Source organism: Paenibacillus sp. FSL F4-0097 (assembly GCF_038593125.1).
Classification (GTDB): Bacteria; Bacillota; Bacilli; order Paenibacillales; family Paenibacillaceae; genus Paenibacillus_AQ; species Paenibacillus_AQ odorifer.
On record NZ_CP151965.1, the window covers coordinates 333299 to 345147 of the forward strand.

An 11849-nucleotide genomic window follows, 5' to 3' on the forward strand; every position below is an offset into this window, starting at 1 on the left:
TTCTATGAAAAAAGGAAATTCTCACTACTCATATGATTTTTCATATATAATATTTTGGATTAATTTTTAAAATTAAATATCTCCAATCTGCCACTTCAGGAATCGGGTAAAATATATTTACCGGTTAGAGCGTTATTTACCGGCCGTATAATCTTTTATGCAGGTTTATGATGAAGACAGTCATGCGCTTGTACTGGAAAGTGGTCAATAAGCTTACAAGTTGGAGTGCACCTTTGTGAGTGCTCTTTTTTTGAATTCTTAAAAATACGCACTTGACAGGTAGGAATAAAGGGGTATATGATATCACCAATACTTAAACAGTAATTAAATGAACAGTGAAATAATTCAACCGAGCTGATTGGACCACCAAAGGCTCCCGTACTTTTCCCTTGTCAGGGGTAGGTGCTGGGAGTCTTTTTTTATGGGCTGATTGGGAGAAAGCAGAGGTAAGCATGAGCGAACAATATTGGAGACAGCTGGAGGAGACAGATTGGGCATTTCGCAAGGCGGTTCGCAGATTCGTGAAAGAGCGGGATAAGGTCGCCGTAGCAGGCATCTCCTTACCAGGCATGCTGATTCTGCACAAAATCATTCGCGATGGTGAGCAAAGGCTAGGAGACTTAGCGGATGAACTAGACTTCACCTCAGGTGCGATTACCGCATTGAGCGATAAGCTTGAGGCGGGTGGATATACCGTGCGCAGACGTAAAGAAGGCGACCGTAGAACGGTAATGCTGGATATTACGGATAAAGGCCGCAAGCTGGCGGAGCAGAACAGCAACATCGGAGAACGATGTATTTCGCTTTTGTTTGAGGGGTTTACAGAGGAGGAATTGGCGCAGCAAAATGACTTTTATCAGCGGATCATTAGCAATTTAGAAGGATTCTCGGATATCCTGCTGAAGCTCGCCAAGGAGAATGCAGAGACCTCTCCAACCCTTGAACAGAAGCCACGAACAACCACCAAAAAAAGTAATTATCTTAGCTACTAAAAATTGAAAATAGGAGAGATGAACGATGGGACATTCAACCATTTATCCAACTGGAGCAACCGTATATAACCCTGACAAAGCCTGGAGTGGCTATACTGTATTTCAAGCTGGTGAAGAAGGTGTTGTACTGATAGATATGAACGGTAAAGAGGTACATTTGTGGAAGGGGCTGCTTGGATTTCCGGCTAAAATCTTCCCGGGTGGTTATGTGCTGGGCAGCACAGGAAGAAGAGATCCCAAATTCGGCATACAGGATAATGTAGATCTGGTACAGGTGGACTGGGATGGGAACATCGTGTGGAAATATAACAGCTATGAACATATAGAAGATCCGGGTTATGAACCCCTCTGGTATGCCCGCCAGCATCATGACTATCAGCGCGAAGGCAATCCGGTCGGATATTTTGCACCAGGGCTTGAACCCAAGGTAGACAGTGGCAAAACGCTAATTCTTGCTCACAAAAATATCTACAATCCTCAGATCTCCGACAAACAATTGCTTGATGACACGATCCTTGAGGTGGACTGGGAGGGGAATATCGTCTGGGAGTGGGCTCCAAATGAACATTTTGATGAGCTAGGCTTTGATGAAGCTGCCAAAAATGTACTATTCCGTGATCCTAACTCACGCTCTTTCGGAAATCTAGGTGGCGGTGTTGGGGACTGGCTGCATATCAATTCGGCTTCTTATGTAGGACCCAATAAGTTTTACGATGCAGGTGACGAGCGTTTCCATCCGGATAACGTGATCTGGGATGCGCGGGAAGCAAATATTATTGCGATAACGGATAAGCGTACCGGAGCCATCGTTTGGAGAATCGGTCCGGATTACTCGCTGCCAGAAGTGAAGCATATCGACTGGATCATTGGCCAGCATCATGCGCACATCATTCCGAAAGGTTTGCCGGGAGAAGGTAACTTACTTGTATTCGATAACGGGGGCTGGGGCGGTTATGGTCTTCCAAATCCATCTTCTCCTTTTGGGCAAAAAAATGCACTCCGCGACCACTCGCGAATTCTGGAGATTAATCCCGTGACTCTTGAGATTGAGTGGCAATATACAGCGGCAGAAGCTGGTTTCTCTGTCCCAACCGATTCTTATAAATTCTACAGTCCATATATCAGCTCAGCTCAACGGCTTCCGAATGGCAATACCTTAATTACAGAAGGTTCTAACGGCAGACTCTTTGAGGTTACGCCAGAACATGAACTGGTATGGGAATATATCTCGCCATTTACGGACTCCAGAAATACCAACATGGTCTATCGTTCCTACCGTGTGCCTTATGCCTGGGTACCACAGTTGGAAGCGCCAGTTGAACAAGCGATTGAGCCAATAGACGTAACACAGTTCAGAGTCCCGGGGGCTGCACCTAAAGGATCGGATTCTGTGGTAAGTGTGGCGACAACCCTGCCCTTTGTTGAAGGAGCTGCTTGTGTGGCGACGACGGATGAAGGCAGCAGCCGCAAGGTAAATTAACAAATTTGAGGAGATGTGTCGGTTGAAAAAATCATGGATCAGCTCAAGCTTTCTGCTCTTATCTTTATCAGTGGTTATCCTTTTATCGGGCTGCAGCTCCAAGGGCGATGCGGCTGCCTCTAATGCCTCTAAAGAGGGAGCGGCGAACAGCAAAGATGAGATATTAAAGATAAAAATTGCTGACATCAATACGAATCCCACTTTTCGGGTGGCATTAGATAAAGGCATCTTTGCCAAACACGGGATTGACGCTGAACTAGTCAACTTTGGTTCCCCTGCGGAAGGTGTAAATGCCCTTTTTATTAAACAGGTGGATGTGGCTTTCGGGGCAGACTTCCCCTTGCTGAACGCAGTGGCGAAGGGCGATTATGCTATTATCGCCTCGGCGGGATTAGCGACTGATGAAGCGTCCACTGAATGGAAATTGTTCGTACAGGACGATATTCAGAAGGCTGAAGACTTGAAGGGAAAGAAGCTGAGTTTCATACGCGGCACCTTCATTCCGTACCTTTGGGATGAATATTTGAAAGAGCATAATGCCGCTCTCAGTGATGTGGAGTTAATAGGACAGGGTGCCTTTGATGAAGCTTATATCGCTTTGAAGCAAGGTGCTGTGGATGGAGCATGGTTTTATGGTTCGGTTCTGAATGATAAGCTCTATGCGCTTAAAGGTGTTCATGAACTGACGGATATGTCTAAAACCACGGTTCGATTGGGGATGGGGATTGTAACGGGAAATGATTTTGCGGCTAAGAATCCGCAAGGTATAGCGAATTTCCTAGCAGCGGTGGATGAAGCTGGAGCCTATGCTCAGGCTCACCCAGATGAGGTTGCTGATCTGATGTATAAGGAAGTGAAGCAGCCTAAGGAATCTACGATAAAAGACCTGCCGAATAATCCGTGGGCACTAGGATTTACTCAAGCAGCGTATGACAGTTTGACCAAGCAGAAGAAATATATGGTCGACAACGGAATCATCGAGAAGGATTTCGATCTGGATAGCAAGCTGAATCTTGAGCCGCTGGCGAAGGCATTGCCAGAAGAGGTTACGTACAAGAAATAGGGGGAGTTCAGAATGTCATTACCTGCTAAGCAGCATACCATTCATATTGAGCAGCTCCGTAAAAGCTACAGCGAACCAACTGCTGGGGACATTCACTACATTATAAAAGATGTAGATCTCGTAATTAAAGGTGGGGAATTCTTCGTTCTGCTTGGGCCGAGTGGTTGCGGGAAATCAACACTGCTGAATATGATCGCCGGGTTTGTCTCCAAATCTGGTGGGCATCTACGGGTGGATAATGTAGAGGTGAATAAGCCCGGCAGAGATCGGGCGGTTGTGTTCCAGCAGGCGGATTCCTCCTTATTCCCTTGGTTAACCGTCCGGCAGAATGTGGAGTTCGGATTGCGGATGAAGAAAATCGCAAAGGCGGAACGGCACACAATATCGGATAGGTTCATCGGGCTTGTTGGGCTGAACGGGCATGAGGAGAAGTTCCCGAAGGAGCTGTCTGGGGGTATGAAGCAGCGTGTTCAGCTGGCTCGGGTGCTGGCGAATGATCCAGCGATTCTGCTAATGGATGAGCCATTTGGTGCGCTGGATGCGATGACGCGCCGAACGATGCAGAAGGAATTGGTCAACATTTGGCGCCAGACACATAAGACGGTGATTTTTGTAACTCATGATATTCAGGAGGCGTTATTGCTGGGAGAACGAATTGGCATTATGTCAGTAGGACCGTCCTCTAATATTACAGATATTTATGACAATACACTGGCGTATCCGCGGGACGTAACCTCACCGGAATTCTACTCGTTATACAATCAAATTCAAGGTCATTTCGAAGAATAGGATAGGGTGAGACAGATGAGGAAATGGGTGGAGAAGAAGTGGGTTTCCGTAACCCTTCTATGGATTACCGCGCTCTGCGTCTGGCAGCTTGGAGCTGTAATCTATGGCCCCGATGTGATCCCCGGACCATGGAGTACACTTAAGGGCGGACGGGAGCTGCTGGAAGACGGAACCTTGCTGCAATATATAGGGATTAGCTTTTATCGGGTGCTCATTGGTTGGGTACTCGGCAGTTTACTGGCGATTCCCGTAGGACTAATCATTGGGAAGGTGAACTTGATCCGTATTTTTGCGGAGCCTTTCCTGAACTTTATCCGTTTTATCCCGCCGATTGCATTCATTACTTTGTTCCTAGTATGGTTTGGTATTGGGGAGCAGTCGAAGATTGCGTTAATTATGTACGCCACCTTTTTTATCGTGGTGCTGAATACTTTAACCGGTGTGATGTCCGTGGAAGAGGACAAAATCCGCTCAGCCCGCAGTATGGGCGCCAGTGAGTGGCAAATTCTGATTCATGTGGTCGTTCCGGCGACGATTCCTTATATTTTTACGGGTATCCGCTTAGCGATGGGCACCTCATATATGGCGATTATCGGCGCGGAAATGATTGCTTCGAACGAAGGCGTAGGTTATCTGATCTGGAATTCCCGGTTGTTTTTCCGTACGGATTGGATCTTTGTCGGGTTGTTCTGCCTTGGCTTTATGGGCTTCTTTACGGATCGGCTTTTTGGCTGGTTCGGTAAGAAGGTGCTTTACAGATACGGTGTTGTCAGTGTGGCAGCGCGTAGACGGTAGTTATATTCATACATGTAAAACTGCCTGGAAATGTCGGGCAGTTTTTTACTTGGACTGAAGTTTATACGAATATTTCTTGTCATTGTAAGTAAATTGGATGGAATCCAGTGATGAGGGATTAAGAGAATAATCATTTATTTTTTCTTTGTTGCCAGTCAGAAGATTATAAATATAAACTTCGTAACTATAGCTACCATCTGCGTTTCCAGGAAGTATGGAAACCGATAGATAAAGTTTTTCTTTTTCATCAACTGCATAACTATAAAATTTACCTCCAGATGAATGGAATTGAGCAATTTCTTTATTAGATGTTGGATCGTCTACTTTCATCACCCAAGCTTGTTCTCGTATCGGCTGAGCTCCATCAGTGAAAATGGAAAAGGTATGATAGAGGATATAATCATCTAATCCAAAAACGCCGCTAACCACCAGAACAGCATCGCCATCATTTAAAGGTAACGTCAATAGCTTCTTGGACTTTTCTACAGCTAGTGATTTTTCATTAGGAGAACTTAAATAGAAAGTGAATGGCTCTGTTGGAAAATAAAATGGATTTGCTTCTGTTCCAGGGGCAATGCTCATTTTTGGAGCTGGCAACCATGCGATACCGGCAGAGGTTTTGACAGCGTAGTTGTATTGTTCTGTATTCTGATCACGTAATGGGAGGGTGTAAAGATCACTGTTTATTTGAATGATTTTATTACTTGTATCTGGCGTGTTATTTTTAGGAGGAGTAGCTGCATTGTTGCAAGCTGAGATAAGCAAAGTACATAGAAATAAACCTGTTACCATCTGAATTTTTGTAAACGGCATTTTTCAAGCTCCTCTGAGGGTCATTTCTTATTATGAATAAATACTACTATACATCAGTAAAGTTCTATTTTAGTGTAATTAATGTAATTATTTTCATAAAAATATTTCTAAGGGAAACGGCGGTCATCTAAAAAGACGACAGGTCGTTTCTTTTTATTTACAAATATTCCTATTCTCCTTAATGCCGCGAAAATAGTACACGCCTATACTGCAATTGAGTGCCTAACAGTTGGGGCATAAAGAAGCCCGCAAATAAGAAATAGGAGTGAAGGGGAAATCATGAAAAAAGGGATCAAAAATCAATTATCGATGGGTCTAATGTTATCCTTGCTCGTCCTGTTGCTTGCTGCTTGTGGAAATTCGGCCAAGGCTGAAGAAACAACGAATGGAAAGGCTGGCACCAAAGAATTAAGTCTGACTGAGATCGAAAGTAAAGCTAAAGAAGAGGGCAGTATCGTCAGTGTGGGGATGCCGGATTCCTGGGCGAACTGGAAAGATACATGGAGTGATATGGACAGTAAGTATGGTCTTACACATTCGGATACCGATATGTCGAGCGCGGAGGAAATTGCCAAGTTTGATGCGGAAAAAGACAAACCAACGGCCGACATCGGAGATGTGGGGATTGCGTTTGGATCGGTTGCCGTGGAGAAAGGGGTAACACAGCCTTATAAAACATCCTACTGGGATGAAATCCCCGATTGGGCTAAGGATAAGGACGGAAATTGGATTGTCGGCTACCAAGGCACCATCTCTTTTCTGACTAACACTAAGCTCGTGGCGAATCCGCCGAAGAATTGGGAAGATCTGAAGAACGGCAATTACAAAATCATCGTTGGTGATGTAACCAAAGCTGCTCAAGCACAGATGGCTGTATTGGCCGCAGCGATCGCCTTTGGTGGCGACGAGTCGAACATTGAACCGGGGATTGCTTTTTTCGAGGATTTAGCTAAAAAAGGACGTCTCTCCAATGCAGAAGCTTCCCTTGCCAACATTGAAAAGGGTGAAGTAGAAGTTACCCTGCTGTGGGATTTCAACGCTTTGAACTATAGAGACCAGATCAACAAAGATGGCTTCGCTGTAGCCATTCCACAAGAAGGCAGTGTCGTGAGCGGGTATGCCACGATCATCAACAAATATGCGCCGCATCCTAACGCGGCGAAGCTTACACGCCAATACATCCTTAGTGATGAAGGACAGATTAATCTTGCCAAAGGTTACGCTCGTCCGATCCGTGACAGTGTAACGTTGCCGGATGATGTTGCAGCTAAGCTGCTGCCAAAAGAAGAATATGTCAACGCTAAGCCTGTTGGTGATTACAAGGTATGGGAAGAGACGGCAAAAACCATTCCTCAATTGTGGCAGGAACGTGTGCTTGTGCATTTGAACTAGTATTCATTTCTCTCCAAAAAAGAAGCAGGGCGCCTTCGTCATGATGCCGTAAGGCGCCTTTGTTCTATTCCCGCGACAAGGAGCGAGTAAGATGAAACAAAGAAGCCGCGGTGTGATCCTGGCACTTATTCCATTTGCACTAATGGTGTTAGCCTTTCAACTGGTACCTATAATATCCATGCTGACGGGAAGCTTACGCACAGCGGACGGAACGGGATTTACGTTAGGCAATTATCTGCATGCATTGCAAAGTGCCTATTACATGCAGGCGATTAAGAACAGTCTGCTAATCTCCATAACCTCAAGTCTGATAGGGATCATTATCGGACTTTTTTGTGCTTATTGCATTACCCGGTTTACCCCGAGAGTACGCGATAGACTTCTAATGCTGTCGAATATGACCTCTAATTTCGCAGGTGTTCCGCTGGCGTTTGCTTATATCATTTTGCTCGGAAATAATGGGGTGTTTACACTCTTATTTAAACAGTGGGGCTGGAGTGTTTTTGCCGATTTTGATCTATATAGCTGGTCAGGTCTAATACTGGTGTATGTATACTTTCAGGTTCCGTTAGCCTTATTGCTTTTGTACCCGTCCTTTTACGGAATCCGTGAGCAGTGGAGAGAGGCAGCGTCCTTACTGGGGGCTGGGCCTTGGCAGTTCTGGAAGACGATTGGCCTGCCTATTCTAACTCCAGCGATCTTTGGCACACTTGGAATTCTTTTTGCTAATGCAATGGGGGCTTATGCCACGGCTTACGCATTGGTTGGCGGAAATTACAATCTGTTGGCGGTACGTATCGGTTCACTGGTTGCCGGAGATGTGGTTACACAGCCACAAATGGGGAGTACGCTTGCTGTTCTGCTTGGTCTGACTACGATTTTGGCGGTTTATCTGAACCATTTAATGGTGCGGCGTGCGGAGAGGTTTGGAACGAAAGCACTCAGTAAACCGGATGTGAAAATCAAAGCTTCCCGGCGTTTATGGACAGCTCGTGAGGAGGTAGGGCAATGAATATACGCAAAGCAGGCTTCGCTCCACGCACCTTCATGCTGCTGCTCATGGTGTATTTGCTGCTTCCTCTTTTGGCGACGGGTATTTATGCTTTTGCACAAGACTGGCAGAATACCCTGCTGCCCCGAGCTTGGACCTTGAATTGGTTTGGGGAAATGTTTGAGGATATTCGCTTTCTGGAGGCGCTTTGGACCTCGCTTTATTTATGCCTGATCAGCGTGGTGCTGAGTCTGGCCGTGATGCTGCCAGCTGTTTTTGTCATCACCCTCTATTTTCCGCGCTGGGAGAGCTTTATGAAAGGTATTGTTGTTTTGCCTTATGCGGTGCCTGGTGTTGTGGCTGCGGTAGGTCTTATTCGTACCTATTCCTCTGGTCCTTTTGATATCGCTGGAACAGCGTATTTATTGGTGGGCGCATATTTTGTGGTCATCCTTCCCTATATGTATCAGGGCATTCGCAATAGTCTGTTAACGGTTAATGCCGTAGAACTGCTGCATGCTGCGGAGCTGCTTGGTGCCCGCCGAAGAACGGCCTTCTTGAATGTGATTTTGCCTAATATATGGCCTGGGGTTATCGTCTCTACACTGTTATCATTTTCAGTTCTATTCGGCGAATTTGTTCTTACGAACATGTTAGTTGGCGGACATATTCAGACGATTCAGGTATATCTATATCAAAGGGTTGGTGAAAGTGGACATTTGGCCAGTGCGATTGCGATCTCTTATTTTCTGTTTATTCTAATTCTTTCGATGGTACTAATGAAGCTCGGTAAAAAGATGGGGGGAGGTATTAAGGGATGAATGATTATCTAAAGCTGCAGGGTGTACGCAAAATGTTTGGGAATACCTGTGTGTTAGACAATGTTGATTTGGAGATCCGTGAAGGTGAGCTTGTGACACTGCTAGGCCCCTCCGGTTGTGGAAAAAGCACATTGCTACGCTGCATAGCCGGTCTTTCAGAGCTGGATGGCGGCAGAATTCTTTTGGAAAATAAAGATCTGGGGAGTTTGCCGCCCCGTAAGCGCGAGGTAGGAATGGTGTTTCAGTCTTATGCCTTGTTCCCCAATCTGACGGTGAGCCAAAATATCGAGTATGGAATGAAAATGCGGGGACTATCGAAATCAGCCCGCCATCATCGCTGCGCGGAATTGCTGGCATTGGTCGATCTGGAGGATAGACGGGATGTATATCCGCAGTCCCTCTCTGGTGGACAGCAGCAGCGGGTAGCGCTGGCTCGTTCTCTAGCGGTGCAGCCCAAAGTATTGCTGCTGGATGAACCCTTAAGCGCACTAGATGCTAAGATACGCAAGAATTTACGTGCTGAAATCCGTGATATTCAAAAAAGGTTTAACATGACGACACTATTCGTGACGCATGATCAGGAGGAGGCGCTGATTCTTTCAGACCGCATCTGTATTATGAACGGTGGCCGGATTGTGCAGGATGGCACACCTGAGGGGTTGTACTCCGCACCACGAACAGAGTTCGTTGCCCGGTTTATGGGCAGTTACAATGTATTGACCCGATCAGAAGTGATGACGTTGTTCCGGGGGATAGATAGCACGAAGGACCGATTTGCTATTCGGCCTGAGGCGGTTACGCTGCTGCATGAGGGCGCGGGACTTCACGAGGTTGCTGCCGGACTGCAACTGGTGGATGGCATCATTAAATCTGTCTCCGTATTGGGCAATATTGTTAGGTGTACGGTAGAGGTGGAAGACATTTCTTTAACGGTTGATCTTTTAAATGACGGACGCTGGCTGAGGCTGGTGGAAGGGGCTAACGTCACCTTGGCTCTGAACCCTTCTGAGCTGCTGCATCTGGAACGAGAGGGAGCGTAATAAGATGACTGAAATGAACAATAAACTTATTGTGGTAGTGTTGGACGGACTTAGATATGAGGCCGCACGTGAATATATGGGGTATATGGAGCATCTGGTGGAGCAGGGGAAAATATCATGTCACCGAGTGAAATCGGAATTACCCAGTCTGTCACGCCCGCTTTATGAAGTGCTCTTGACGGGTACACCCGTGTCCAAAAATGGAATTACGGCTAACCATATTGTGAGACCAAGCCATGAAGAGAGCGTATTCCATCTGGCAGTGGGCGCTAATTTGCGCACAGCTGCTGTCGCCTATCATTGGGTCAGTGAGCTTTATAATTCGGCCCCTTTTGATCCGCTTGCTGATCGCCATCAGCACAATGTGATGAAGCCCATTCAGCATGGCAGTTTTTATTTCGAGGATCACTATCCCGACAGTCATGTGTTTGCCGACGCTGTGTATTTACGGAGTGCCTATGATCCGCATTTCCTATACATTCACTCCATGAATATAGATGACGCCGGGCATCGTTATGGCGGAGAGAGCAAGGAATATGAGTTTTCAGTGCGTAATGCTGACGGTCTGTTGGCCACTGTTTTGCCCATTTGGATGGAACAGGGCTATAAGATTATGATTACGGCAGATCACGGAATGAACGCAAATGGGTACCACGGCGGGATAACCCCTTCCGAGCGAGATGTGCCATTATATACGTTTGGGGTAGATGTATTATCTTCGGAAAAAGAGGAAGAAGTACTGCCACAGCTGCGACTGGCTCCTTTAATGTGCCACTGTTTGGGGCTGGCCCCTTCGGCAGCAATGAGTAAGGAGGGCTTGCCTCCACTTGTGCAGAAGCAATCCCATGACAAAGTGGAAGAACCTTTGCCGTTGGTATGAAATAAAATAATTAGCACGAGAAAAATCATATATTTCAACCAATTAGGAGGTTGTCTATTGAGCGCTTCTAAAGCTATGAAATGGATTACGGGTTCCTGTGAAATTATTTTGGCAATTCCAATCCTGGGTGCTGCTATTGTTATTGGCACGGGGTATTCCGTTCTGGGGTTGATGTTTATTCTACATGTGATTACATTGATTTTATCTTCAAGAGACCGTGAGTCTATCTACGGTTCAGTACTAGGAATTATAACTTCTTTATTGGCATGGATTCCTTTTGTGGGCTGGTTCTTGCACTTAATTACTGGGATTCTGTTGATGGTGAGTGGAGGACAGAAGTCCCGTTATCCTTCGAACCATATCTATCCACAGTGATGTAAAATGACTTCAATACAGCCCAATTCGGACGTTTGTCCGGTTGGGCTGTATTCATGTTATAATGAGGGCACATTTTAGCAGTAAGCACAGAGAGGAGGCGCATCCATATGGAAATAACCGCACAAGAAGTAGCAGAATGGATGGTGAAGGAGATTCGTTTTACGGGTACCTTGCATCAGACGGCGGCGATTGAATATGTGAAAGAGAACTTTGGAGAACAATTTGTATTTGTGAATGAGAACGGCAATGCCTCACTCTCCAAAGAAGTGAAGAAAGCTTTCCGGAAACTCCATGGCGGGAGAATTGCTTGGGATCGAGACGGGTTCTTGTGGGCTTGGACCTAAGTTTGGCGCTTACAAAACATGTACAAACTGTTCAACTTATATAATTAGATAAAAAACGGACCATGCATGTA

13 protein-coding genes are annotated in these 11849 nt (G+C 45.9%); 12 read left to right on the plus strand and 1 reads right to left on the minus strand.

The genetic code is table 11. The annotated features are described in order from the left end of the window. Positions 1-452 precede the first annotated feature (452 nt). From MHH86_RS01475 to MHH86_RS01495, 5 genes are read left to right on the plus strand one after another with little or no spacing between them, the layout of a single operon-like run. Positions 453-992, plus strand: coding sequence for a MarR family transcriptional regulator (locus MHH86_RS01475; RefSeq protein ID WP_036687318.1), 540 nt, complete (start codon positions 453-455; stop codon positions 990-992). A gap of 25 nt (positions 993-1017) precedes the next feature. After that, entirely contained in the window at positions 1018-2472 is a 1455-nt protein-coding gene (locus MHH86_RS01480) for an aryl-sulfate sulfotransferase (RefSeq protein WP_076107352.1), read from the plus strand. A gap of 22 nt (positions 2473-2494) precedes the next feature. Continuing rightward, a complete protein-coding gene (locus MHH86_RS01485) occupies positions 2495-3535 on the plus strand; it encodes an ABC transporter substrate-binding protein (protein WP_036687322.1) in 1041 nt (346 codons plus the stop codon). A 12-nt stretch (positions 3536-3547) separates the two neighbouring features. Next, positions 3548-4324, plus strand: coding sequence for an ABC transporter ATP-binding protein (locus MHH86_RS01490; RefSeq protein ID WP_036687325.1), 777 nt, complete (start codon positions 3548-3550; stop codon positions 4322-4324). 15 nt (positions 4325-4339) lie between these two features. Next, positions 4340-5119, plus strand: coding sequence for an ABC transporter permease (locus MHH86_RS01495; RefSeq protein WP_036687327.1), 780 nt, complete (start codon positions 4340-4342; stop codon positions 5117-5119). Between the two features lie 45 nt (positions 5120-5164). On the opposite strand, the gene MHH86_RS01500 is transcribed toward MHH86_RS01495, so the two are convergent. After that, positions 5165-5932 (minus strand): hypothetical protein, encoded by a 768-nt coding sequence (locus MHH86_RS01500; protein ID WP_038568271.1) that lies wholly within the window; start codon positions 5930-5932, stop codon positions 5165-5167. 279 nt (positions 5933-6211) lie between these two features. Between MHH86_RS01500 and MHH86_RS01505 the strand changes: the two genes are divergently transcribed. The 7 genes from MHH86_RS01505 to MHH86_RS01535 all read left to right on the plus strand — a co-directional run bounded on the left by MHH86_RS01505 (position 6212) and on the right by MHH86_RS01535 (position 11778). Next, a complete protein-coding gene (locus MHH86_RS01505) occupies positions 6212-7324 on the plus strand; it encodes an extracellular solute-binding protein (protein WP_342479603.1) in 1113 nt (370 codons plus the stop codon). A gap of 91 nt (positions 7325-7415) precedes the next feature. Further along, complete coding sequence (locus MHH86_RS01510; protein ID WP_342479604.1) at positions 7416-8336, plus strand: ABC transporter permease subunit; 921 nt, start codon at positions 7416-7418, stop codon at positions 8334-8336. Next, positions 8333-9136, plus strand: coding sequence for an ABC transporter permease subunit (locus MHH86_RS01515; RefSeq protein ID WP_051491499.1), 804 nt, complete (start codon positions 8333-8335; stop codon positions 9134-9136). Before MHH86_RS01510 ends, MHH86_RS01515 begins: the two co-directional genes overlap by 4 nt. Continuing rightward, complete coding sequence (locus MHH86_RS01520; protein ID WP_342479605.1) at positions 9133-10176, plus strand: ABC transporter ATP-binding protein; 1044 nt, start codon at positions 9133-9135, stop codon at positions 10174-10176. Before MHH86_RS01515 ends, MHH86_RS01520 begins: the two co-directional genes overlap by 4 nt. A 4-nt stretch (positions 10177-10180) precedes the next feature. After that, a complete protein-coding gene (locus MHH86_RS01525; RefSeq protein WP_052096718.1) occupies positions 10181-11056 on the plus strand; it encodes an alkaline phosphatase family protein in 876 nt (291 codons plus the stop codon). Positions 11057-11113: 57 nt separating this feature from the next. Beyond that, a complete protein-coding gene (locus MHH86_RS01530) occupies positions 11114-11431 on the plus strand; it encodes a hypothetical protein (RefSeq protein WP_036687337.1) in 318 nt (105 codons plus the stop codon). 110 nt (positions 11432-11541) lie between these two features. Next, positions 11542-11778: a hypothetical protein gene (locus tag MHH86_RS01535; RefSeq protein ID WP_036687339.1), complete on the plus strand. Its 237-nt coding sequence runs from the start codon at positions 11542-11544 to the stop codon at positions 11776-11778. Positions 11779-11849 lie beyond the last annotated feature (71 nt).

What these genes read in the sequence shown, in the direction of transcription:
- MHH86_RS01535 (WP_036687339.1), top strand. Translation starts at nt 11,542, where the DNA reads ATGGAAATAACCGCACAAGAAGTAGCAGAATGGATGGTGAAGGAGATT.
- MHH86_RS01525 (WP_052096718.1), top strand. Translation starts at nt 10,181, where the DNA reads ATGACTGAAATGAACAATAAACTTATTGTGGTAGTGTTGGACGGACTT.
- MHH86_RS01490 (WP_036687325.1), top strand. Translation starts at nt 3,548, where the DNA reads ATGTCATTACCTGCTAAGCAGCATACCATTCATATTGAGCAGCTCCGT.
- MHH86_RS01505 (WP_342479603.1), top strand. Translation starts at nt 6,212, where the DNA reads ATGAAAAAAGGGATCAAAAATCAATTATCGATGGGTCTAATGTTATCC.
- MHH86_RS01495 (WP_036687327.1), top strand. Translation starts at nt 4,340, where the DNA reads ATGAGGAAATGGGTGGAGAAGAAGTGGGTTTCCGTAACCCTTCTATGG.
- MHH86_RS01480 (WP_076107352.1), top strand. Translation starts at nt 1,018, where the DNA reads ATGGGACATTCAACCATTTATCCAACTGGAGCAACCGTATATAACCCT.
- MHH86_RS01510 (WP_342479604.1), top strand. Translation starts at nt 7,416, where the DNA reads ATGAAACAAAGAAGCCGCGGTGTGATCCTGGCACTTATTCCATTTGCA.
- MHH86_RS01515 (WP_051491499.1), top strand. Translation starts at nt 8,333, where the DNA reads ATGAATATACGCAAAGCAGGCTTCGCTCCACGCACCTTCATGCTGCTG.
- MHH86_RS01500 (WP_038568271.1), bottom strand. Translation starts at nt 5,932, where the DNA reads ATGCCGTTTACAAAAATTCAGATGGTAACAGGTTTATTTCTATGTACT.
- MHH86_RS01475 (WP_036687318.1), top strand. Translation starts at nt 453, where the DNA reads ATGAGCGAACAATATTGGAGACAGCTGGAGGAGACAGATTGGGCATTT.
- MHH86_RS01520 (WP_342479605.1), top strand. Translation starts at nt 9,133, where the DNA reads ATGAATGATTATCTAAAGCTGCAGGGTGTACGCAAAATGTTTGGGAAT.